This is a genomic window from Maribacter algae, assembly GCF_047345745.1.
Classification (GTDB): domain Bacteria; phylum Bacteroidota; class Bacteroidia; order Flavobacteriales; family Flavobacteriaceae; genus Maribacter.
The window spans coordinates 1,367,322-1,393,341 of record NZ_JBLFES010000001.1 but is presented as its reverse complement, the minus strand read 5'-3'; the positions used below and the strand labels follow the sequence as shown (position 1 = coordinate 1,393,341).

Genomic DNA, 26,020 nt, shown 5'->3' with positions numbered 1-26,020 from the left:
ACCGCTATATTTGCCAAAATTTTTATACCACAATGACCGAATTAAGAAAGACCATAGAAAAAGCTTGGGAAAACAGGGAACTTTTAAAAGAGGATAACACCCAAAATGCCATACGGGAAATCATAAATCTCATCGATGCCGGGAAACTGAGATGTGCAGAACCAACAACCAATGGCTGGCAAATAAACGAATGGGTAAAAAAGGGAGTTGTACTTTATTTCCCCATTCAAAAGATGGAGACTCTGGAAGCGGGGATTTTTGAGTATCATGATAAGATGCCCTTAAAGAAAGGCTATGCCGAAAAAGGTATTAGAGTTGTTCCCAATGCGGTCGCAAGACATGGTGCTTACATCTCTCCAGGCACTATTTTAATGCCAAGTTATGTAAATATTGGGGCTTATGTTGACGAAGGTACCATGGTGGACACATGGGCCACCGTAGGCAGTTGTGCGCAGATCGGTAAAAATGTTCATTTAAGCGGTGGCGTTGGTATTGGTGGCGTTCTGGAACCGTTACAAGCAGCTCCGGTCATCATAGAGGACAATGCTTTTCTAGGCTCTAGAAGTATTGTTGTAGAGGGAGTTAGAATTGAAAAAGAAGCCGTTTTGGGTGCGAACGTTGTGCTGACCGCTTCTACAAAGATAATTGATGTAACGAAAGAGAAACCAATAGAAATGAAAGGTAGGGTTCCCGCACGTTCAGTTGTTATACCAGGGAGTTATACAAAGAAATTTCCTGCAGGTGAATTCAACGTGCCCTGTGCATTGATTATTGGAACCAGAAAAGAAAGTACCAATAAAAAAACCTCTTTGAACGACGCATTGAGAGAATATGATGTAGCGGTGTAAAATTTGTAGGAAAATTAAGTAAAATATACTTTTTTACTTTTTTTTTAGTTATAACTTTGTTAGACTTAATAAGAGAACCTACTTATTTGGATTTTTATGACTACCGGGACAGAAAAATTAAGTGCTTTGATCATTACCTATAATGAAATAGGTTATATAGAAAAGTGTATTGAATCCATAAGTTTTGTCGATGAGATACTTGTCGTCGATTCTTTTAGCACGGATGGCACTTATGAGTTTTTGGTAGCACATCCAAAAGTGAAGGTCATCCAAAATCCTTTTGAAAATTTTACGGCGCAAAAGTCCTTCGCTCTAAAACAAGCTTCAAACGATTGGGTTCTTTTTCTGGATGCCGATGAAATTGTAAGTTCTGATTTACAAGAAGAGGTTTTGGATACGATTTCAGCACAGAAAGACATAGTTGCCTATTGGTTTTACCGCCAATTTATGTTTCAGGATGAAAAATTAAGATTCAGTGGTTGGCAAACTGACAAAAACTACAGGCTTTTTAGAAAAAGTAAAGTCAAATTTTCTGATTGTAAAATAGTGCATGAGACGCTGGACGTTGATGGTGATTCCGGTATTTTTAAAGAGAAATTAACACACTATTGCTACAAAAACTATGAAGACTACAAAGGTAAAATGCTAAAATATGGCAGACTTAAAGCAATTGAAGCATTCTATACCGAAAAACATTTCAACTATATCATGATGTTATTAAAGCCTAGTTGGAAGTTTTTTAATCATTATATTCTGAGATTAGGTATTTTGGATGGTCAAAAGGGATTCACTATTTGCTATCTTAACGCACTTGGTGTTCTAGAAAGATTCAGGGAATTGAAACGTTTAGAACAAAAGAACAAACTAGCATACTATTTGGTAATGCCATAGTACGTCCAAACTCGCTTCTCGCTTTTGGTCTTTTTCCTTATCCTTAGATTTTTTGCAATAGACTCCGGAGTTTTATAACCTCTTTTATGGTCTAAATGAACACAGACAGCACTATATCTTAATTGCTTGGATTTTATACCAAAGTTAAAAAGTCGTTCCCCAAGCTCCCTATCTTGACCTCCATACTGCATACGCTCGTCAAAACCATTCACATTCATGATGTCTTTTTTCCATCCTGAAGAGTTGTGTCCGTTCCAACTTGCATTAGTTGGGGTAATCCAGTTCAAAAACTTGGATATAATACCATTCGCAGTAAGTTTATTGTTCTTAAATGTTTGGGGAATTCCTTTCTTTTTTAACCAATTGATATTAAAACAAAGTTGTTTTTCAATATCCTCTAAACTAATTAGCTTAGAAATATTCATAGGCAACATATAATAACCTCCTGAAATAAAATAGCCTGGTTTTTTGTTGATGTAATGAACCTGGACAAAATCATCTCTAGGTATACAATCACCATCGGTCATGATGATATACTCTGCACGACAAGCTAATACGGCTTTGTTCAAAATTCTGGATTTTTGGAACCCATCATCGTCCTGCCATACATGAACAATAGGGAAAAAGACTTTTTTGGAAAATTCATCTATTAAGTCCTTTGTAGCTGGTTTTGAACCGTCATCAGCAATGACAACCTCGAAGTTTTTGAATATTTGTTGGTTAAAGCCCCAAAGCACTTTTTTCAACCATTCCTCTGCATTGTATGTACTTACAATAACAGATATTTTGGGTTTATCTTTTTCCGTTAGGTTCATCAGGTCAAAAATATAAAAGTCTAATCATATATCTTTGTTTTCCATAAAATATAGATTTCATGCTCAAAAAAATAGGATTAGGTATTCTAAAAAAAATGAAGTTCTTACCGGCTCCCTTTTACATGAAAGTATTTTATGAGTATTATTCAGGAAAAAAACTGGATTTGAACAATCCGGTCGAATTTAATGAAAAACTGCAATGGCTTAAGGTGTATTATAGAGTACCTATCCTAAGTCAACTAGTAGATAAATATGATGTTCGTGATTATGTAAGCAAGAAAGTAGGTGCTCAATATTTAAATGAACTTATAGGTGTTTACCATAAAGTCAATGAAGTTAATTTTGACACTTTGCCGAATAAATTCGTTTTAAAGGCTACTCACGGTTATCACTTTAATTTATTGGTCAAGGATAAGAAAAAATTAAATAGGAAAAGAGCGCGTTTTTTGATGTATAAGTGGATGTCAAAAAACCAATACTGGCGCGGAGGTTTGGAATGGGCATACAAAAATGCAAAGCCAAAAATTATTATCGAACATTTTCTTGAGGAAATCGGTAAAGATGATATTAATGATTATAAGTTCTTCTGCTTTAACGGCGTTCCAAAATTTTTACATGTAGATACGGATAGAGGCTCAAATCATTCCAGGGCCTACTATGATTTGAATTGGAATAAATTACCTATAAAACATGATAGCATAAGTTTTATTGATGGCAAAACCGAAAAACCTTCCAATTTTGATGAAATGGTTGAAATTGCAACTAAGTTGGCCAATAAGTTTCCCTTTGTGCGCGTAGATTTATATAACCTAAACGGAAAGATAGTATTTGGTGAAATGACTTTTTATCCCGCAGATGGTCGTTTAGAATTTAAACCTGCTCAATACAATAAAATTATCGGTGATTATATTACTTTGCCTAAAATTCCAAAAGGGCAAAAATATATTACAACGCTCGAATAAATTCTATGAAAATAATTAAAGAACTACCCATTTCATTATTTACTAGATGTCTTCTAACATTAATGCCATTATCAAAACTAAAACGGGTAAAATCAACACAAGTTCCCGTTATTGTGTCCCTTACCTCCATACCTTCTAGAATTAGAACATTGCACCTTGTAATAAGAAGTTTGCTAAATCAAGATACCTCTCCAAAAAAAATTGTGCTATGGCTCAATGAAAATCTCAAACCGGTTATACCAAAGAAATTAAAAAAACTAGAAGGAGATTTATTTGAAATAAAATATTCTCAATTAACCTGTTCCCACAGGAAATTGATTCATTCATTACAAGAGTTTCCAAACGAAATTATAGTCACGTGCGATGATGATTTAATGTATCGTAGGAATTGGATATCCTTGTTATATAAAGAGCATCAAAAATTTCCAGAGAACATAATTGCTAATCAAACAAGCCATATCAATTTTGATGATAGTAATAAGCCATTACCTTTTAAAAAATGGAGGAAAGAATTCATAAATAAATTCAACCCAAAAGCCTTGGTGCCCATTGGAGCTTGGGGAATTCTATATCCACCTAATTCTTTGCACCAAGAAACAACGAACATAATTCTATTTTTAAAATACGCACCAAAAGCTGATGACCTTTGGTTCAAGGCAATGGCAATCTTGAACAATACTATCTCTAGACAAGCCGAAAATGTTCCCAAAGAACCGATTCCGATTGGAGGAACTCAAAAAATAGCATTAAAACGAGATAATTTGGGGTTGGATAAAAATACCTTACAATGGGCAAAACTAGAGGAAAAGTACAGCCTTAGTGCGCTAATTTTAAATGAAGACTGATAATGCAACCTGAAATCAATAGAGCTATTGAAGTTTTATCCGTTGGCGGTCTTATCCTCTACCCCACGGATACCGTTTGGGGAATAGGTTGTGATGCTACAAATGAAGAAGCAGTAAGTCATTTACACAATCTCAAAAAGATAACAACATCAATACCTTTGGTTTGTATTGTCGGAAACGATGCCATGCTCGAAAGACATGTGGAAAATGTTCCCGATTTAGCTTATGATATCATGGACCTCTCCGAAAAACCTACAACTATCATTTATGATAAACCCAGAGGAATTGCCAAAAACATAATAGCACAAGATGGTACTTTGGCCATAAGGGTTGCATCGGATAAATTCTGTCAATACCTTATTACTAAATTTAAAAAACCTATCGTTTCCACTTCCGCAAATGTATCTGGCAGGCCCGTTCCAAAATCTTTTCAAGAAATAGACAAAGCCATTTTAACAGGTGTGGACTATGTGGTAAATTTGCATCAGGATAAAAAGAATAGCCACACTTCTGCCATCATCCGATTGGGGAACAATGGCGTTGTAAAAGTTGTTCGCGAATAATGCAATGCAAGAGGAATACCACAAGAGAGCTTTATCAAAATCAATTTTCAATACCATATCCGATGCCGCTGAGGAACTCTCTCTGGATTGTTATGTCATTGGAGGTTTTGTGCGGGATTATCTGTTGCAAAGAGGAATACCCGAAGATATAGATATTGTTGCCGTAGGCAGTGGTATTGCCCTCGCGGAAAAAGTAGCTTCTAAATTAGAAGGTAAGCCCCAGGTTTCGGTTTTTAAGAATTTTGGGACCGCTATGGTCAAAAACCAAGATATAGAATTGGAATTTGTTGGTGCCCGCAAGGAGAGTTACAATAGAAATAGCCGCAAACCTATCGTAGAAAATGGTACGCTTGCGGATGACCAAAAAAGAAGGGATTTTACCATTAACGCCCTTGCCTTATCCCTAAATAAAAACGACTTTGGCAAGTTGCTAGATCCTTTTAACGGAATATCGGATTTGAAAAATCAAATTATCCGCACACCGTTGGAGCCGGGCATTACCTATTCCGATGATCCGTTACGTATGATGCGCGCCATTCGTTTTGCTTCTCAACTTGGTTTTAAAATCGAATCGAAATCTTTAGCGGCCATTTCCGAAAACAAGGAGCGTCTTAAAATCATTTCCAACGAACGTATTGTAGACGAATTGCACAAAATTTTATTGTCCAAAAAACCTTCTGTAGGCCTGGCATTACTTCACAAAACAGGATTATTACCTATAATTCTGCCAGAGTTGACAGCACTTCAGGGCATTGAAGAAGTAGAAGGTCAAAAACATAAGGACAACTTCTGGCATACCCTGGAAGTGGTGGATAATATTGCTGAAACTACGGACAATCTATGGCTTCGCTGGGCAGCCCTACTACATGACATTGGTAAAGCACCGACCAAAAAATTCCATAAAAAAATTGGGTGGACCTTCCACGGGCATGAATTTGTAGGTTCCAAAATGGTCTACAAGTTGTTCAAACGACTACATATGCCGCTCAATGAGAAAATGAAATTTGTTCAAAAAATGGTCATGATGAGTTCCAGGCCCCAAATACTGTCCGAAGATTTTGCGACAGACTCTGCTATTAGAAGATTGGTTTTTGATGCCGGAGACCATGTGGAAGATCTGATGACCCTTTGTGAAGCGGATATCACCACAAAAAATCAAAAAAAACAACGCAGGTATAAAAACAACTTCAAAGTAGTCCGTCAAAAAATAAAGGAAGTAGAAGAACGTGATCATATTCGTAATTTCCAACCACCTGTTAGTGGGGAAGAAATTATGGAAACTTTTAATCTAAAGCCATGCAGGGAAATTGGTATCATTAAAGAGGCCATCAAAGAGGCAATATTGGAGGGGGAGATTCCCAATGAATATGAAGCCTCAAAGGCATTTATGATAAAAAAGGGACAAGAACTGGGGCTAACACTGAACGGGTAACATGAAAATACACTTCCGAAAAATTGCGAAAGTAACGTTGGTTTTGGTCTATTTGGTCATTGTAGCAGGTGCCGTGGTACGCATGACGGGAAGTGGCATGGGTTGCCCCGATTGGCCAAAATGTTTTGGCTATTACATCCCGCCAACAGATGCAGAAACGCTGGAATGGAAACCGGAAAAAACCTTTAAAAAAGGGCAAGTTATCATTTTGGACAAAACCCTGAAAGTTTCAAAATCGGACATTACCACAAGAACAATATATAACTCCAATAATTGGGAACCTTACACCAAACATGACTATGCCATTTTTAATGTTTGGCATACTTGGATAGAATATATCAATAGGCTTTTTGGAGCGCTGGCAGGACTCGCAACACTTATTCTAGCAGTGATTTCTCTTTTATATTGGAAGGAAAAAAAGCGTGTCACCCTATTATCCTTTCTAGTAGTCTTGGGAATGGGTTTTCAGGCCTGGCTGGGAGCTACAGTGGTCTATTCTGTATTGGAACCGGTAAAAATAACAACGCATATGATTATGGCCTTGATAATTGTTGCCATGCTGCTGTATATCATCCATAATGCCAATACAAAGGATAAGAACATTGTCCACGACAAAACCTTTTTTAATGTTGCACTTTTTGCGCTAGGCTTAACTTTGGTTCAAATTGTTTTGGGTACACAAGTTCGTCAGTTTGTGGATGAACAAATAGATACCGTTGGGGAAGAAGCTAAAAATCTATGGTTGCAAAGACCCACGATTCAATTTTATGTTCATCGTTCGTTTTCAATTTTAGTAGTGCTAATCAATTTCTATCTCTTCTACAGGGTCAGAAAATACAGGCTAAATCATCCTAAAATGAATTGGGTCCTGATTTTATTGATAGTAGAAGTACTAACCGGGATGGCCATGTATTACCTAGACTTTCCTTTTGCCAGTCAGCCCTTGCACCTTATTCTGGCTTCCGTACTTTTTGGAGTACAATTCTATATTGTTTTAGATGCCTTAAAGTCTAAAAGGAGTTATAAAACTTCGTAACTTTGCCCTCCCATAAAATTTGAGGTATGGTATATAAAATCAGGATAATTCTAGATGCCGAAGAAGATATCTTTAGGGATTTGGAAATAGAGGCACACAATACTTTAGAGGATTTTCATAATAGCATTACCCAAGCTTTTGGTTTTCTTGGGAGCGAAATGGCATCTTTCTACACTTGTGACGAACAATGGAACCAACAGGACGAAATTGCCCTATTTGATATGAGTGAAAATGGTTCTGACGTGAGGTTGATGAACGAAACGTTTTTGGAAGATATACTCACCGAAAAAACGCCGAAACTTATTTATGTTTACGATTTCTTGAACATGTGGACGTTTTTAGTCGAACTGGCGGATATAGTGGAAAAAGAAGATGGTAGAGCGTATCCCAACGTACTTTTCAGTTTTGGGGAACTACCTGAAAATCCACCGGAAAAAAACTTTGAAGCAGAAAATAAAAACCAGGAAATAGATTTTGATGATACTTATGACAGTTATGAAGATCTTGATTTTGACGAAAACTGGAATTGAAAAACCCGCCGGTAATCGATAACATAAAACCACCTTTAACCTTTAACCTTTAACCAAAATATGCTAAACCTCTACAGCACACAAATAGAAAGCATCTCCATTCATAGAGTGGGCAATAAAAATAAGAATGAAGGTGTATTCTTGTCTGCGGAGCCCTTTGCGCTTAACGATGAAACTACGGGATTATTGAAAGAGTATTTCTTCAAGCCCTTTAGGGAAAAGGAAGAAAATTACTTTAAACTGAGCAATGAAGTAGACGTTGAATTTAACGAGCTGCATAAAATAGTCTCGGCAATTTTTTTAGAACCGGCTTCGGTACATCTTAATTCAAAAAAAATAGCAACGCATCTTTTTGACCAGTCCAACCATCCACACATAAAAAGTGGGGAAGTTTATGTGGCGCATTTGTCCAATATCATGTTGGATAATAAAAAAGTAGAAGCCGTAGGTATTTTTAAAAGTGAGTTGAAACACGATTTTCTGCAATTTCAGGAAAAAGGGGGAAATCTGGATATTTTGGTACAGCAGGGCATTAATATCAATAAACTGGATAAAGGTTGTCTTATTTTTAATGTTGACAAGGAGGAAGGCTATAAAGTGCTTTCGGTGGATAGCAATAAATACGATACCAAATACTGGTTGGAAAACTTTTTGGGAGTTGATGCCTTGGCAGATGAAAATTTCTATACCAAAAACTATTTAAAGTTCTGTCAGAACTTTGCAAAAGATGTGGTTTTACCTGCGGAGGACAAGCAACAGGAAGTCCTCTTTATGAATAGGGCCGTTAACCATTTTGCAAAGAACGATGCCTTTGAGGAAAGTAATTTTTTAAACGAGGTTATTGAAAATCCGGAACTTATTCCCGAGTTTAAACACTATAAAGTGGAAAAGGGACCCAAGTATAGCATTGAGGATGTTTCCAACTTCGATATTGCCAACAAAGCAGTTTCAGACGCACGTAAAAAGATTAAAAACGTCATCAATTTAGACACGAATATCCAAATCAAGATGGATTTCATCAATCCGGAATCTGCCGAAAAATTTGTTGAAAAAGGTTGGGACGAAGAGCGTCAAATGTACTATTACTTGGTGTATTTTAACAAGGAGCAAAAATCATAAAAGAGTTAGGGTTTAGAAAAATCAAAACTAATTACGCGCTACTGAAAACGGACGACATCTAAATCTTGATATTGTTCTCCATGATTTGTTTCATACTCACATCTTCATAATTACGGCGTACAAAACTTAGCGCATTGTCCAATACATCTCCCATGGTAGTGCACGTTTTAAAATTTAAATCACCCGTGAGTTCATGAATCTGTTCCTTTAGTAAATCAATGTTGGGAGCTGTAGATATGGTATCGCCCTTACAAATAGAACGTAGTTTTTTAATCCGATTACCGGAACTCAAAATACGCTTGGCAACAATAGATCGTTCTTCCAATTTATACTGATCTACGGAATCCCGTAACAATTTATGGCGGACCAATTCTACCATTTGATAGTTCTCCTTGAAAAACTGTGGCCTGTAGACTTTTAGTTTGCCTTCAAAACACTGTTGATCAAAGTCGATAGCCCTTATTTTGTACACCACATGGTCAAAATCATGCGTAGGAACGATTACATAATTATAAGATCGCATGTCACCCAACAACCTGATCATACAACGCTCATTAAACTTCACGAACTCCTTTGCCAATTGCGCTTTCTCCGGTTCTGAACATTTTGGAAGCATGGTTTTTATAAACTCATCTCCTGGAATTCCAGCAATATGTTCTTCAATCAACGTATCCTTATAGACTAAAAAGTTTAAGTTGTACGGAGACAACATATGTTCCAATTCCAGCCCGTAAATACGGGAAGCATCTGTCTTCTTAATGTAGAAATAAGTAAAATTATCATTAAGAATATTTCTGATTTTAATACGAAAAGGTTTGGAATTCCCAAAGGTGCAAAAATCCACCGCATCCACATTTAGATACTGATGAATATTGTTGCTACCATCGGAATGCAATATGGAATATACTTTTTTAAGACTATCGTCTATTTCTTCCCGCTCAAATTCCGAATAATAGACCCGTACCCATAAGGTATCCTCATCGTTCTTATCATAAACGACCACAGAGCCGGAAAAACGTAACAAATCATCATAAAAAATAGGAATCTCTATTTTTCTACTGTAATGATTCAGATACTCATCCAAACGCTTACTAACAGGGTAAGCCGGTTTTTTTTTGGACATTAAACGCTCTTCGGACATATAAGATTTTTAAACCTAATTGATACATAAAAATACAACTTCTAAAATCTATAGGTTTCCCGAAAATAGAATCAACCGGTTCTTTGTCTAGTCAGGTTATCGAAAACTTTAACGATGAACGTACATGTTTGACCGCGTTACCCACACGATTAAGGGCTTTTACAACAAATTATTATTAAGCTTGGATACATGTGTTTTTTTTGGAAGTCGCTAAACTAAAAAGTTAAAAAAAAGCTGATGTCCCAAAAAAAACTACTCTTATTTTTCTTCCTCATTTTTGGTATTACGCTGAATGCGCAGTTGAGTGATCTTCATTACCTCCCGCCTTTAAAACAAGGCCAAAACAATCAAGGGATTAGGGAACAGGCCGTTTACCTGTCCACTCCGGAACCAACGACCTTTACGGTAAATGCCTATAGAGGAACCAATACGACGCCAGTTGCTACTTTTAATATTTCTAATGTAGCGCCTGCAGTTTATACGATGAGTAATGGAGACAATAACATTATTTTAGTAAATAATGCCAATACCGGAGTTGTCCTAAATAATAGTGGACTGCGTTTTGAATCACCGAGCGGTAATCGGTTTTATGTAAATTACCGTGGTAGTAGTAATGCTCAATCTGCATCCTTGACTTCTAAAGGTAGAGTGGCCATGGGAACCCGTTTCAAATGGGGAGGCGTTCCTAATAGAGGTAGTCACCCATCAAAGTCGAACACTTTGGGTATCATGGCAACCGAAGACAATACAACTATTGACTTTTTTGGCTATGATCCCGGGTGTGAGTTCAGGGTCGGTAATAATAGAGCCGGTATTACGGCCAATACACATCAAATTACGCTTAATGCCAATGAATCCTTTGTATACGAAACTTATATAGGTAATTCTCCAACACAAGCCCATGAAGATGGTTGGATCGGAGCCTCTATTGTTTCGGATAAGAACATAGTCATTAGTAATGGCTCCATGAACTTTGGTCGGCAAGTAGGTGCATCCAATCGTGATGCAGGAATTGACCAACCTGTACCCGAAAATAGACTGGGAAAAGAGTATGTTTTTGTACGTGGTAATGGAAACGCCAACGGATGGACAGAGTTTCCGCTATTAATTGCCACCTCCGATAACACCCAAATTTTTGTCAACGGTTCTGCAACTCCAATTGCGACTTTAAATAATGGTGAATATTTTGAAATCCCCAGTAGTTTCTATTCATCAAATACGGTAGGTGCCAATATGTTGGTACAAACTTCAAAAGATGCTTATGCCTATCAATGTTTGGCGGGAGCATCTACACCCTATACCCAAGGTCTAAATTTTGTGGCCCCGGTAAACTGTCTGCTTCCCGATGTTATGGATAATATTCCTGATATCCAAAATATGGCCGGAACACCAGTTACGGGAGGATTAACCATTATAGCAGCGGTAAATACCCCGGATGCCAACATTCAAGTAACTGATGGAAATGGACCTGTTTCATTACCGGCCGCCAATGCCGTTGCTGGCTCATCAGATTGGAAAACGTTTTATATACCTAATCTAAATGGAGATGTAAGCGTACAATCTACTGGCCCAATGGCCATTGGTTTTTTTGGTTTTAACGGAGCACGGGGCGTTGCGGGTTATTTTTCAGGTTTTGACACGGTACCCGAAGTGAAATTAGAAATACGAGGTGGTACAGGTTGTTTTGTAGGTTCTGAAATCTTTGAGGCCACTGGCAATTTTGATGCTTACCAATGGTTTGAGGATGGTGTCCTGATTCCAGGAGCCAATTCTCCAAGTTATGCTCCATCAGGAGCTGGAGAATTTTTTGTAAGAGGAACCAAAGGTCCTTGTACCTATGACTCGCAATCAATTCAAGCATTGTATTGTAATCCGGATATAGTTCTTGACAAGACTGTTGACAAGGCTGAAATAACAGAGGGCGAAACGGCTACTTTTACCATTCGTGTCCGAAATTTAGGCGTGGGACCAGTTACCAATCTACAGATTACGGACAATATTCCAGATGGACTTACTTTAGTTTCAGATTTTACCATTAAGGGAACCTGGAGTGGCAATACATGGGACATTGGCACTCTAAATGGCGGTGAAGTAGCAGAATTGGAACTTGAGGTACAGGCTGATGAAATTGATACGCTACCCTTGCTAAGTTTGATAAACACCGTTACAAATACGCAAGATCAACTCGACTCAAATACGACACCGGACAATCCTTCGGCCTATATAACGGTACACAATGATTTAGATAATGACGGGGTAAGGGATGTAACGGATCTTGATGACGATAATGATGGGGTTTACGATAGGGACGAATGTCCGGATTTGACTTTCAATTTAAATAGTGGAAACTCGAACACTACAGCCATAATAGGTGCTGAGAACTATCTAATTGTTGATATTTTTAGTTTGGACAATTCCTTTAATCTTGAACTAAACGGAACGGACATAGCAGGGGAAATTCAATTTCAACCCGGTATTTCGGGTAATCTTGCAACCTTTTCAGATGGTTATAGTTATGGAGAAAATGGCAATGCCCAAATATACACTTTAACAGGTTCTCCAGAAACCCCGCTACTTCGTGTAGTAATGGATCAAGGGGGGCAGTTGACCTTATATGGGGCAAAGACTTCCAATGGGCCTTTGGAACCTATCACACTCTCAACGGCAGCAACACCGTTTAGTTGGAATGCGCCAGGCAACAACATAATACGCATTGGACAAACGGTTAACGGGTCAACAAATATTAGCGGTGTTTTACATACCGCCGGATGTGACACCGACTCGGATGGAACTCCGGACCAACTAGATTTAGATAGTGACGGTGATGGTTGCAGCGATGCCAATGAATTTTATAAGGATAATAATGCCGATGGTGGCGACGGAGGGGAATACGGAATAGGAGTACCCGTTGTGAACACCACAAACGGGACTGTAAACACCGCGTCATATACTCGCGTATTTGCACCGGAAATAGTATTGGGCAACACTTCCGAGGACTTAGGAGGCACAGATATAAACGGACAGAACGTGAGTTTGGGGCAAACCCTGAATTATGTACTTCGTTTTCAAAATACCGGTGATGATAATGCTACCAACTATAGTATAAGAAATGTTTTGCCAAACAACGTCACCGTAGATAATATTGATACCTCTAGTGTACCACTTTCAACAGCCAATCATGATGTTGCGAACGGTATTATCACTTTTGCCATTGACGATTCCTATGTGCAAGTTGGAGACCCGGAATATAAGGTCATTATTACGGTTACCATAGATCGTAATTGTTCAAGTTTCATAAGCGCCTGTTCTTCAACATTGGAAAATAACGCGTTCTCCACTTATCAAGGAGTTATCAATACCGCAACATTTACAGATGAAGGGGGTTCTACTTCTATAACTGCCTGTCCCAGAACTCCTAATGTGGCCAATAATTCTATTTTAAACGATCTAACAAGCTGCAATGAAGCAAGAACGGTACAGTTGTGCGGAGAAGATACTATATTGGCGGCAGGTTCAGGGTTCTCTAGCTACAATTGGGTTCTTGACACCAATGCAAATGGTACGGTTGATGGCGGGGATACCGTTTTAAATGATGGTGATCCGGACAATGACCCCAGCACCTTGGCCATTACGAATATTGGCGACTATATCGTGGAAAAATCTTCCGGCGGAAGTTGTCCCGACCTCATAGAACGTATCAAAGTGGAACGTTTTGGCACTACACAAACAAACCCGATAATAAGCTATTTCAATCAAGTAAATAACGATGCCAATACAGGCAATGATATTCAAGGAGAAATAGTTACATGCTCTATAGATGCCGATTTACTTCCTAAAATTTTTCTATGTGGTGCTGCTGATGAAGCGCTGATTCAATTAGGCATAACTGACGCCCAAAGCATTACTTGGGAAAAATTAAACGAAGCAAGTTGTTCGGATACCAGTGATGATTGTGCCAACAAGAATGCTACATGCAAGTGGACCAATGTGGGCAATGGAAACAACTTTACCGCAACAGAAAGTGGGGAATTTAGAGTTATTATCAACTATCTCAATGGTTGTTTTAGCCGTTTTTACTTTAATGTATTTAAGAATGATGTGGAACTGGATGGTCCTCCCCCAACGGATATTTTATGTAATACTCCAGGAAACATAAGAATTACCAGCATTGGTACGGGATACGGTTTTCAATTGATTGATGCTACAAATAACAACATTGTTGTTCCTTTCTCAGACAATAACGGGCCAAATTTTGATATAGCCACCAGCGGCACCTACATAGTACAGGCGGTACAATTAGACCCTATGGACGGCACGCCAATTTCTGGAGCCTGTATTTTTGAAACAGACCCAATAGGTATACAGGAAAGGATATTCGATGTGAACATCGGCATAACGTCGGCAGATTGCAATGATTTGGGTGAAATCTCAATTTCAGCTCTAAATGCAAGGCCTAATTATAGCTATGAAATTTTTCTAAGCGATGGTCTCGGCGGATTTTCAGATGCCGGAAAACAGCTTGCGGTGAACAGTAATACACATACTTTCACCAATGTAGTTCCTGGAGATTACAGGGTAATAACCAGCACTCAAGATGGCTGTTCCATTACAAGCGATATTACCGTATCCGAGATTCCAACACTAAAGTTAAACGCCGTTACTTCGGAAAACATCACCTGCACTCCAGGTATCGTTAATCTTACACCCTCCGGTGGAGCACCAAATCCAAACTATGAAATGGCTATCTGGAGCAAGGATGGTGCCATGCTATATGCAGACGAAGCTTCAGTTCCGGATTCGGCCTATCAAACCAATACCAACTTCCTTTTTGGTGACCTTGGAAACCCAAATAGAGAAGGGAATTATGTTTTTATTGTGAGGGATGGTAGTGGTTGCTACGGTACTTCCAATACCGTTACGGTAACAGATTTAGGGATGCTGTCCATCTCAGCTTCAAATACAGATATTATTTGTGCGGACTCATCTACGGCTACCCTGACCGTTTCCGTAAATGGGGGAACGGCACCTTATCAATATAGTCTGGATGGAGGCTCCAACTATCAAAACATCAACACATTTGAAAATTTACCAGCCGGTCTGTATACCATCACGGTAATGGATTCTAGCGGAACTACTGGAACAGGTTGTGTAGAAAATTTTGATTATGAAATTGTACAGCCCTTCCGATTAACCGCATCGGCAGCCATTATAGAAGATGCTTCCTGTAATCCTGCCGGAGCATTGGTAAAAATCATAAATCCCAACGGTGGTCAAGCTCCTTATGAATACCGTTTTGATGGGAGTAGTTCTTTTACTGGTACAGATACGCAGAACTTACTTCCCGGAAATCATCGGTTGGAAGTTAAAGATGCTTTAGGCTGTACTTTTGAGATGGACCTTACTGTTCCTACACCAACGCCCGACCCAAGTTTTTCACAAGATATTACTTATGATTGTACGGGATTCGGAACAGTAACCATTACCCCTTCCAACTCAACAGATTTTGATTACTCTTACGCCATAAATGGCACACCCAATTCCCCGGAAACTAACAATGTATTTGCTGGATTAGCGGATAATACCTATACGATAACCGCAGGTTTTTCCAACGTCAGCCCTCAAAGAAGTATTCTGTTTTTTGAGGGTTTTGGGGCAGGACATACTACCCAAATTGGCGAGATTGGACCAGGTTATTGTTATGAACCGCAAGATGGTTCAACTACCAGTTGTAATCTTGGGCCATCCGGTATTCTGGTAGATGGTGAATATGCCGTAACCAATTTTGTGACCAATCCGATACCCGCCTATAGAAATCCTGATGACCATACGGCATTGACCAATGGACGGTTTTTTGCCATAAACCCGAGTAATAATCTAGTAGGCAATAATAGTATTATATGGGAAAGAACGAATATTGAGGTATTACCTAATACAGATATCACAATTTCTTTCTGGGCCTACAATCTCCGTCAAACCGGTTCTGCCGGTAACAACCCAGAAGTAGAAATTCAATTAGTGGACGGTAGTGGAAACATTATCAGTAGCAATGTCACGGCAGAAATACCGAAAAACAACAACACTTCTGATTGGCATTTAAGAACGGTTACGTTCAACCCATTAGCTAATACAAACGTTACCATTGTATTGCGAAGCAATCAACCCAGTGACGACGGTAACGAATTGATTTTAGACGATATTGAAGCATATCAATTACTCGAAATTTGTAAAAAAACAACGGATATTTCAGTCATTGTAGAAGATAACAAAGCATTTAGCTCAGCCTTGCTCAGTGTAAACAATCCAAGCTGTAATGGTGTTGCAGATGGTTCCATACGTTTTGAAGTTTCCAATTTTGATGTTACTACCGGATTCCAATACTCAACGGACGGTACGACTTGGACAACTGCTTTCGCATCACCCATAACCACAAGTGCAACATTGGCAGATGGCACCTACAATATTCAGGTAAGAAGGGTAAATGACAATACTTGCTCGGTTAATTTTTCCGCTACTTTAACAGCACCGGATGCTGTAGTAGCTTCGGCAAGCTTGAGCCAAATCTTGACCTGTAGCAATGATGCCACCATTACGGCAAGTGCAATGGGCGGCACTCCCAATTACCGTTATCAACTAGAGGACAATTTAGGAAACAATATTTCTGGGTATGATTTTACGACTAATGGGAATAACACCATATTCTCAGGAATAACCACAGCAGGAGACTATTATGTTCGAGTGAGGGATGATAAGGGTTGCGAAGATATAATAGACACGCCAATTACCATCACCGCTCCCGCTAATATCGTTTTTGACCTAACGCCTACTCCTTGTTATTCAGGTACTAACGACGCATCTATCTTGGTCGATGTCACGGCCGGCAATGGAAACTACGAATTCAGAATAAATACGAATGGTGTATGGAGCGCATGGACCGCTCCTACTCCATCAACAGCCGTAACCCATACATTTAGTGGCTTGTCAGATGGCAGCTATGATATAGAAGTTAGAGATCAATTAGGGTGCCCCGTTACCTCAAATGCACAGACCGTTATTGTACAACCTCAGCTTGTAGCCAATGTAGCAATAGTGGAACCCAGCTCGTGTGGTGATGGTTCCATTACCGTTAATGCAACAGGAGGTAACGGAACATTACTTTATGCTATTGTACCGGCAAACACAAGTCCATCAGGACTGTACAGCACTACCAATAACCTAGTCATTACCAACGCCATGGCTACTGCAAATCCTAGCGGTTTTGACGTTTATGTACAGGACAATAATGGCGCTCCGGCTATATGTACATTTATCCAAGAAGATATTATCCTTTCCCCTGCAACAGCTTTGACGGTTGGGGCCACGGCCAATGACCCGGAATGTTTTGATGGGTTGGGTTCAATTGATGTTACCGTTGGTGGCGGAACCGCACCATATAGCTATACCTTGATAGATTTATCGGCTACGGATGGCATTGACTATGGTAGAAGCGATACAAATGTTTCGGGTAATACACTAACTTTTAACGGTATCGGTGTTGGAAATTATGAAGTTACCATAACAGATGAAAACACTTGTTCCGAAACCTCATCCATCGTAACCATAAACAATGCCATTGAGATTACGGCAGATATAGACCCAGAAATACCTAACGACTGTAGCGATACACCAGCGGATTATGGATTCAATTTCATTAATGTGGTTACCCCGACAGGCGCAGTTCGATATAGCCTTGATGGAGGTTTAAGCTGGCAGAACTCACATGAAATGAGAGGTAGAACTTCGGGAACGGAAGTATTTCCTTCTATAGAAGTTACATTACCAAGCGGTACTATTTGTCAAAAGGATTTTGATCGGTTTATTATTCCTTTCCCAGTGGATGATTTGGACATTAGTCTATTCCCTCAGGTTTTAAATTGCAATGACCTACAGGTAACCGTTCAGGGGCAAGAAGGAGATACGGCAGCAGGCTATCGTTATACCTATACAGATGATGTTGCCAATTTTGATGGTTCAATGGCAATTTGGACGGCAAACATTCCGCATGGCACCTCCCATACTTTCGCCAATATAGATCCTACGACACCGCAGCAGCCTGGCTTGCCGTTACTTGTACCGGGAAGAACTTATGTTTTTTATGTTGAGAACGATGGTTGTGTACGCTCAAGTAGCGTCAATGTGAATGATATACCTTCGGTAAATATACCCATAGAGTTTACGACCGACGTTACACCTACCTGTTCAGGAGCAACCACGGGTGCTATAACCTTTACCATTACACCGGACACTGCTTATCCTAATATGAATTGGGAAATATATCAAGTAGGCAATAATACACCTATCCAAACAAGCGGAGGTAATGTCACTTTTAATGCAACCGTATCTACTACGGTGCCATTGGGAGAGGGGGATTATTATATTGAAGTAACTCAAGTTGAAGCCGATAATGTTACCGAAGCTTGTAAGGGTGCAAGTGAAAACACATACGTACCAGAATTGGCTCCTTTGTCCGGAACGGCGGTAGTTACACGGAATATTTCATGTAATCTCCCGGGATTGATTTCCATTAATGGTATTTCTGGTGGCGGTGGTGCTCCATACAGCTATGATGTAACGGGAACACATCCGACCGACTTGGATGCTTTTGGAAATCCGGTAGTCGTATACACGGCAACGGGAACAACGGATAATCCCGTACAAATACCGGTAAATTCACCTGCCGGCAACTATACCGTGACTTTATATGACCAATATAGTTGCCCATTAGTACTGAATTCGGTAGCAATGACATTGTCTCCAAATCCAACATTGACGGTAGCACAGGACAATTGTAGCGCTCCTATAACCGTTACCGCAACAGGTAATTCAGCTGTAGGCAATCTGCGTTATGCCAAGGTTCCTCATGGAAATCCGGTTCCTACTGCTTTTGAAGATAATGCCGGGATTTTTCAAGATGTGCCACCGGGGTCTTATGACATTTACGTCATTGATGGCAAAGGTTGTACAGAGGTAGAGACTAATTTTGTAGTCCATCCTGTTTTATCGGCCACTGCAACATTAACAAAACTATTGGATTGTACTGCTTCTCCGGACGCGACCATAAACATTCAAATTCTTGATGGTTCCGCAAATTATCAGTATGGCATTACCAATAATGCGGGGGTTACACCGGTTGCTCCCACAAACGTACCAAGTACGAATTTTGATTATCACCCTACGGCAGCCGGTGAATATACGGTTACGATCTATGATACCAATACGCCCAACAATGCCTCCTGTAATAGGGAATTTACGATTAATGTTCCGCCCATGGTAACGCCGATAATAGATACTATTACGGGAATGGACGTTACCTGTTCGGGAAATGCTGATGGCACGATAACCATTTCAATGGCAAATAACGCTGCTGCACCATATGTCTTTGAAATCACCTCGTTGGATGGGTCTTCAACAAATATTAGTCCATCCAGCACAACAACTACTTCCGCTACGTTCACGGGCTTGGCACCTACCACTGGTGTAGGCTATGTTGTTACCGTTACGGGAGATGCCACAACTAACAATTGTAGTATAAACAGTGCTCCGATAACTATATCGGAACCCAATCCTATCGTGATAGGAGCTCCTACTGTTGTAGCATTCGGATGCTCCTCAGGAAACACTTCAAACAATGCTATGATAACAATATCAAGTGTTTCTGGAGGTTCCAATAGCTTCAACCGTTATCGTTTCTTTAGAACGGACGATCCAATTACAACTTCTATTGTTGAACCGAATGTTGATGTACAAGACAATTCCAGCAACAACTATATTGAAGCAGATTTTGCCGGAGGGTATTATGGAATACAAGTCTATGACAATACAGGATGCTCCGAAATTGTTTATGCCCGTATCTTGCCTTTTGATGAATTGGGCACTCCATCCATTCATATAGATAACCCTATTAGTTGTTCAAACCTAGGTGAGGGCATCAGCATAGATATAGTAAGCAGCCAAACAAGTCTTACAGCAAATCCAACCAATTACCAATTTAGGAAGCTACCGTCGACCACTTATCAGAATTCTAGTATTTTTAGCGGCTTGCAACCGGGCACATATACCTTCGGGGTTAAAAATATCGACACCAATTGTGAAGTTATGGTTTCGCATGTGGTTGAAGAACCCAATACTTTTGATGTAACTACTGAAGTTTTGGCAAATGTCGTATGCCATGGAGATAATGGTTCGGTTAGATTCAATATCTCAGATGCAACGTATGCCAGTGATTTCACCTTGAACATCTACGATACAAAAGGTACGCTGGCCACCGATACAGATGACACATTGGAATATGCCGACCTTGCCGTCTCGCTAGGCCAAACAGCTCCAGTTGTTTTACCTGCTGGAAATTACCGCGTAGAGGTGATACAAAACAATTTTCCCAATTGTCCCCAAGAAAGAGCCTTTAGTATTACGGGTCCAGACGCACCGATTACATTGGATACCATTGATGTGACACATGCCGGTTGTGGCGCTCCACAAGGTACGGCAATTGTGAGGCCGTTAGGAGGAGAAGGGCCTTATGATATCACAATCATCAATACTGATACTGGAACTACGCATCCAGTAATCAATAACGTAAATTCAAACCTCTTCCAGGAACTGTCGGCAGGTCTATTTACCGTCAATATTACTGATGCTTTGGGCTGCAATAGAACATTCCCTAACGCTTTTGAAATATTGCAACCAGATCCTATTGCTGGTGCAATAGTCAGCAATAATTCCTTGGAATGTGAGGGGGACAATGATGCGGAAATTGAGTTTGTCCTGAATTCGAGTCCGTCTAGAAACGTGGTTACAAACTACAGATATACGCTCAGGAAATACAATGATGTTTCAAAAACGGTGTTACTACAGAGCTCCGCTTCTCAAACGTCATCTATCTTCAGTAATCTAGAAACTGGTTTTTACACCATTTTTGTGGAAGATGATTTAAAATGTACATTTGAGAATACTGCTCCTTTTGAAATCATTGACCCATCGGAAGTAAATGGCACGCTTACCATAGCACAGCCACTAAGCTGTCTAGTAAATGCGGAACTTCAGCTTAGTGCCATGGGAGGAACTGCTCCTTACTTGTGGAGTGTTGACGGTGTTAGTTTTAACGCCATGAACGGTTTAAACGGTACCAATACCCATGTATTTCAAAATGTATCGGCAGGAAAATATCAATATTTCATAAAAGACAGTTTTGACTGTGTCTCAATAATTTCCAATGAAATTACCATAAATGCAATTGAACCATTAACGTTGGATTTTGACGGCGGGGCATCGGTAAATTGTAACGGGGATGACAGTGCCGTGGTTATAGCCAACGCCGACGGCGGACTTGGAGACTACATGTATGGTCTCTTTTCGGATGCCGCGCTTACAAGCGTTCTAAGACCCTATCAAAGTTCGAACACGTTTGATAATTTAGGGCAAGGACTCTATTATGTTGGGTTACAAAGCGGGGATTGTGAAACTTCTAGGGAAATTCGTATCGAAGAACCGGAGCCTTTATTGATAACTCCTCATCCAACAAATGTTTCATGTAGAGGAGCTGACGATGGTAGCATTGTAATTGATGTTACCGGTGGTTCAGGAATGTACCAATTTGCCATTTCACCAAACCTAAATCAGTTTGACGACGTTAATATGTTCGATGAATTGGCCCCTGGAGATTATCAGGTAATTGCCCAGGATAGCAATGGTTGTTTTGAATTGATCGAATTTACGATTACCCAACCGGAAGAGCTACAAATGACATATGTCTCAACTCCGGAGATTTGTGAAGGAGATGAAGACGGATCTATAACGTTAAACATTATTGGAGGCACTGCCCCGTATAGGACGAGTATCAATAGTAATGAGGAATCGGATTTTGAGGAAGGAAAGTTCATTTATGACAATCTTGCAAGTGGCACTTATATCGTATTCACAAGAGATGCCATGGGCTGCGAGATATTCGAGACCATTGAAATTGAATCCGGTGCCAATTTGAATGCAACGGCAGAGGTAATTTATGAATGCTCTGGCGCCACACCTGAAAATCGTTTAGTGCAAACGTTTGAAGACCCATCCGTAACGGAAAATATTCTATACGCTTTAGATACGGATGATGCCAATGACATGGTGCTTGACCCTGATTTTAGCAACTTAAATCCAGGAGCACATTTCGTGACAATTGCACACGCCAATGGGTGCGTATATAGAATAGATTTTATGGTGGAAGAATTCTTACCTCTGGAGTTATCTGCCGTACAGCAAAATATCAATGAAATTACAGCACTGGCTACAGGCGGAAGAGAGCAATATACATATTACTTTAATGATGTGGACAACGGCAATGACAACACATTTTATATTACCGAAACCGATACGTATACAGTAAGAGTGGTTGATGAAAATGGATGTGAGTCTGTCTCCAGTATCTTTATGGAATTCATTGATATTGAAATTCCTAACTTTTTTACTCCTGACGGGGATGGTAACAATGACATGTGGATACCGAAAAATATAGAACAATTCCCCAATATTTTTATCAAGGTTTTTGATAGAACAGGTAGGCAGGTATATAAACTACCGGATAATGTTGAAGGATGGGACGGCCTATATAATGATACCAATCTACCTTCTGGCGATTACTGGTACATCATAAAACTATATGGAGAAAATGATAAGCGAGAGTTTGTAGGACATTTCACGCTCTATAGATAATCAAAAAAGCCTTTTAGATGATTTTCTAAAAGGCTTTTCTTTTTTTCGGCATATCATTTATAATACACGGATTTATTTAATTGTGTCGGTGTTATTCAATGAGATAATACCCCAAAAAGTGAGAGCAGTCTCAATTCTCCAATGACTGTCCATAGAATTCAGGTCTCCAAATTGTAACAAAGTTGGGCTTTCCTCGTCAACTTAGTATATCAATCAAAAACGCCTCACCTTGGAGAAAATACTCACCGTCAACAATCTGACGAAAAAATTCGGTTATCTAACTGCCGTAAAAGACCTTTCATTTTCTATTGAAAAGGGAAATGTATATGGTATTCTAGGGCCTAACGGAAGTGGAAAGTCTACTACCTTGGGTATCGTGCTCAATGTAGTGAACAAAACGAGCGGCTCGTTTTCTTGGTTTGATGGAAACACATCAACCCACGAGGCGCTAAAAAAAGTAGGGGCCATCATTGAAAGACCCAATTTCTATCCCTACATGACCGCTGTGCAAAATTTAAAGCTTGTCTGTAAAATAAAAGAAGTTCCAGAGGATAGGATAGAAGAAAAGCTGGAATTGGTAGGGCTTTTAGAGCGAAAGAACAGTAAGTTCAAAACCTACTCTTTGGGCATGAAACAACGTTTGGCGATTGCCTCTGCCCTTTTGAACGACCCAGAAATACTGATCTTGGATGAGCCCACCAACGGATTGGACCCACAGGGGATTCATCAAATACGTGAAATCATTAAAAAAATAGCAAGCCAAGGAACAACGATACTTCTCGCCTCTCACCTTTTGGATGAAGTTGAAAAAGTATGTAGCCACGTTGTGATTTTAAGAAAGGGTAAAAAATTGTATTCCGGGCGTGTAGATGGTATGCTGGCCAGTCATGGCTTTTTTGAACTAAAGACAGACGATAAGGATAAATTAAGTGCATTTCTAAATAATAATGCCAGTTTTGGCGAAGTCAAGGAAGAAGGTGATTTGATAACGGCGTTCCTAAAAGAAGAAATGGATGCACGAACATTCAACAAATCGGTTTTTGAAAAAGGAATTGTTTTATCGCATTTGGTAAAACGAAAGGAAAGTCTGGAAGAGCAATTTCTTACCCTTACCAAAAACGAAGCCAATTAACGCCAAAAAGAATCTCATGATACGATTATTGCAAATAGAATTCATAAAACTTTGGAACAATAGGGCCAGCAAAGTGCTTATCATTTCCTATTTTGTGTTGCTCACCTCAATAGCATTGGTGGCCGCTATAAAATTTGATATCGGTCCAATAAAATTTCACCTAGCCGAAATAGGAATTTTCAATTTTCCATATATATGGCACTTTAACACTTTTGTGACCGCTTTTTTTAAGCTGTTCTTGGCTATCGTCATTGTTTCCATGATGGCCAATGAATATAGTAATAAAACGATAAAGCAGAACTTGATCGACGGGCTTTCTAAAAAAGAATTTATCCTATCCAAATTTTTAACGGTACTTTCCTTTTCATTTATTTCTACGCTATTTGTATTCATAGTTTCATTAATCCTAGGTCTGATATACTCGGATTTTGATGAGCTGTCCATTATTTTTTCCGACCTAGAATTTGTTCTGGCTTTCTTTGTAAAGCTTATTGGTTTTTTCTCTTTCTGTCTATTTTTGGGCATTTTAGTAAAACGATCGGCTTTTGCCTTAGGCTTTCTAATACTTTGGCAAGTTTTGGAGGGCATTATAAGAGGACTGATCCGATGGAAACTCTTTGACGGGGATACAACCGAAACAGTAATGGGTTTTTTTCCGCTACAGTCCATGTTCAATCTTATAAAAGAACCTATTACCAGACTGGAAGCCGTGCAGACGGTTGCCGATCAGGTTGGAGAAAAGATTAACCTGAACTACCATGTTCATTGGTACGAAATACTCATTGTACTGGGGTGGACGGCCATTTTCATTTATTTTTCCTATGCGCTTTTAAAGAAAAGGGATTTATAAAAAGACCTCGGCCTACAACCTGTCAAAAACATAAAAAATCCCTATATAAAGGGATATAACTTATCTCTTCGCGACTTATATTTGGTGTATTATAAACACTAATTATTTAAACGAAAACCATGAAAAATTCTTTAGTAGTACTAGCCTTATTTTCAGTTTTTGCCTCAAACGCGCAATTCGGGAAAATACTTAAAAAAGGAAATGTAGATGCCGGCAAAAAACTGGTCAAAGCAGCAACCCTGTCGGATGAGGATATGGCTACGCTATCCTTACAGTCCGTTAAATGGATGGACGAAAACAATCCAATAGCGGAAGCTGGGGATCCCTACGGAGACCGTTTGGCAAAATTGGTAGAAGGGTTGGAACATGAGGATGGCCTTGACCTTAATTTTAAAGTGTACCGCGTAGTTGACGTAAACGCTTTTGCAACACCGGATGGTAGCGTACGGGTCATGGCAGGTCTTATGGATTTAATGACGGATGATGAAATTCTAAGTGTCATAGGTCATGAAATAGGACACGTGAAATTGGGACATTCCAAAAAAAGATATCAATCCGCATACAGTATTTCCGCGGCAAAAGATTTAGCGGTGGCGAATACGGGAGCTGGAAAAATTTTAGCCGATGAGGAAATCGGTAATTTTGTAGAAACGGTCGCCAATGCACAGTTTTCGCAAACGAACGAGTCGGACTCGGATGCATACGGCTTTAAATTCATGGTCGCAAAAGGTCATGATTACCATGCCATGGCCGGAGCTTTTCAAAAATTGGCAGATTTAAGTGGGGATGGAGGAAAAGGTTCCATCTCGTCATCACACCCTGGTTCTGCAAAAAGAACGGCACGCGCTAAAAAGTGGGCGGAAGAAGAAGACGCTAAGAAATAGGGATATCTTATTGCCAATATGTATGAAGGCTTTACCTATTTATGGGGTAAAGCCTTTTTAAATGACCAATTTAGTATATGGAAAATCACTGGGTTAAGATGCTGTTCCCCTAGAAATTCCTGTATGTCCACAACCCGCCATTTTTGCTACTTTCGTAACTTAAAAGCATGAAGTCTAAAATAGATTTGGGGTTTAAATCACATTGGATTAATAGCACAATTTAAAAAGCTACAACTAGGA

15 protein-coding genes are annotated in these 26,020 nt (G+C 39.5%); 13 read left to right on the top strand and 2 right to left on the bottom strand.

The features are described 5' to 3' along the window. The first annotated feature begins 32 nt into the window (after positions 1 to 32). Positions 33 to 848 carry a 2,3,4,5-tetrahydropyridine-2,6-dicarboxylate N-succinyltransferase gene (locus ACKWBX_RS06165; RefSeq protein WP_413967773.1) on the top strand — a complete coding sequence of 272 codons (816 nt, stop codon included), beginning with the start codon at positions 33 to 35 and terminating at the stop codon, positions 846 to 848. Positions 849 to 944: 96 nt separating this feature from the next. After that, positions 945 to 1,739 (top strand): glycosyltransferase family 2 protein, encoded by a 795-nt coding sequence (locus ACKWBX_RS06160; RefSeq protein ID WP_413967772.1) that lies wholly within the window; start codon positions 945 to 947, stop codon positions 1,737 to 1,739. On the opposite strand, the gene ACKWBX_RS06155 is transcribed toward ACKWBX_RS06160, so the two are convergent. After that, positions 1,721 to 2,554 carry a glycosyltransferase family 2 protein gene (locus ACKWBX_RS06155; RefSeq protein ID WP_413967771.1) on the bottom strand — a complete coding sequence of 278 codons (834 nt, stop codon included), beginning with the start codon at positions 2,552 to 2,554 and terminating at the stop codon, positions 1,721 to 1,723. The two genes, ACKWBX_RS06160 and ACKWBX_RS06155, sit on opposite strands and share 19 nt — an antisense overlap. 59 nt (positions 2,555 to 2,613) lie before the next feature. On the opposite strand from ACKWBX_RS06155, the gene ACKWBX_RS06150 reads away from it, so the two are divergent. From ACKWBX_RS06150 to ACKWBX_RS06120, 7 genes are read left to right on the top strand one after another with little or no spacing between them, the layout of a single operon-like run. Continuing rightward, positions 2,614 to 3,516, top strand: a complete 903-nt coding sequence (locus tag ACKWBX_RS06150; protein ID WP_413967770.1) for an ATP-grasp fold amidoligase family protein — start codon at positions 2,614 to 2,616, stop codon at positions 3,514 to 3,516. A 5-nt stretch (positions 3,517 to 3,521) separates the two neighbouring features. Beyond that, a complete protein-coding gene (locus tag ACKWBX_RS06145) occupies positions 3,522 to 4,361 on the top strand; it encodes a glycosyltransferase family A protein (RefSeq protein WP_413967769.1) in 840 nt (279 codons plus the stop codon). A 2-nt stretch (positions 4,362 to 4,363) separates the two neighbouring features. Further along, positions 4,364 to 4,924: an L-threonylcarbamoyladenylate synthase gene (locus tag ACKWBX_RS06140; RefSeq protein WP_413967768.1), complete on the top strand. Its 561-nt coding sequence runs from the start codon at positions 4,364 to 4,366 to the stop codon at positions 4,922 to 4,924. A gap of 4 nt (positions 4,925 to 4,928) precedes the next feature. After that, positions 4,929 to 6,356, top strand: a complete 1,428-nt coding sequence (locus ACKWBX_RS06135) for a CCA tRNA nucleotidyltransferase (RefSeq protein ID WP_413967991.1) — start codon at positions 4,929 to 4,931, stop codon at positions 6,354 to 6,356. 1 nt (position 6,357) lies between these two features. After that, positions 6,358 to 7,392, top strand: a complete 1,035-nt coding sequence (locus ACKWBX_RS06130; protein WP_413967767.1) for a COX15/CtaA family protein — start codon at positions 6,358 to 6,360, stop codon at positions 7,390 to 7,392. A 26-nt stretch (positions 7,393 to 7,418) separates the two neighbouring features. Then, positions 7,419 to 7,922, top strand: coding sequence for an IS1096 element passenger TnpR family protein (locus ACKWBX_RS06125; protein WP_413967766.1), 504 nt, complete (start codon positions 7,419 to 7,421; stop codon positions 7,920 to 7,922). 60 nt (positions 7,923 to 7,982) lie between these two features. After that, a complete protein-coding gene (locus ACKWBX_RS06120; protein WP_413967765.1) occupies positions 7,983 to 9,041 on the top strand; it encodes a nucleoid-associated protein in 1,059 nt (352 codons plus the stop codon). A gap of 58 nt (positions 9,042 to 9,099) precedes the next feature. On the opposite strand, the gene ACKWBX_RS06115 is transcribed toward ACKWBX_RS06120, so the two are convergent. Next, positions 9,100 to 10,182 carry a hypothetical protein gene (locus ACKWBX_RS06115; RefSeq protein ID WP_413967764.1) on the bottom strand — a complete coding sequence of 361 codons (1,083 nt, stop codon included), beginning with the start codon at positions 10,180 to 10,182 and terminating at the stop codon, positions 9,100 to 9,102. Between the two features lie 237 nt (positions 10,183 to 10,419). On the opposite strand from ACKWBX_RS06115, the gene ACKWBX_RS06110 reads away from it, so the two are divergent. The 4 genes from ACKWBX_RS06110 to ACKWBX_RS06095 all read left to right on the top strand — a co-directional run bounded on the left by ACKWBX_RS06110 (position 10,420) and on the right by ACKWBX_RS06095 (position 25,780). Continuing rightward, the gene (locus ACKWBX_RS06110) at positions 10,420 to 22,914 is read left to right on the top strand and encodes a T9SS type B sorting domain-containing protein (RefSeq protein WP_413967763.1); all 12,495 of its coding nucleotides are present in this window, start codon (positions 10,420 to 10,422) and stop codon (positions 22,912 to 22,914) included. A 229-nt stretch (positions 22,915 to 23,143) separates the two neighbouring features. Beyond that, a complete protein-coding gene (locus ACKWBX_RS06105; protein ID WP_413967762.1) occupies positions 23,144 to 24,046 on the top strand; it encodes an ABC transporter ATP-binding protein in 903 nt (300 codons plus the stop codon). A gap of 16 nt (positions 24,047 to 24,062) precedes the next feature. Then, positions 24,063 to 24,896 (top strand): ABC transporter permease, encoded by an 834-nt coding sequence (locus ACKWBX_RS06100; RefSeq protein ID WP_413967761.1) that lies wholly within the window; start codon positions 24,063 to 24,065, stop codon positions 24,894 to 24,896. Positions 24,897 to 25,015: 119 nt separating this feature from the next. Then, positions 25,016 to 25,780, top strand: coding sequence for a M48 family metallopeptidase (locus tag ACKWBX_RS06095; RefSeq protein WP_413967760.1), 765 nt, complete (start codon positions 25,016 to 25,018; stop codon positions 25,778 to 25,780). Positions 25,781 to 26,020: the final 240 nt, after the last annotated feature.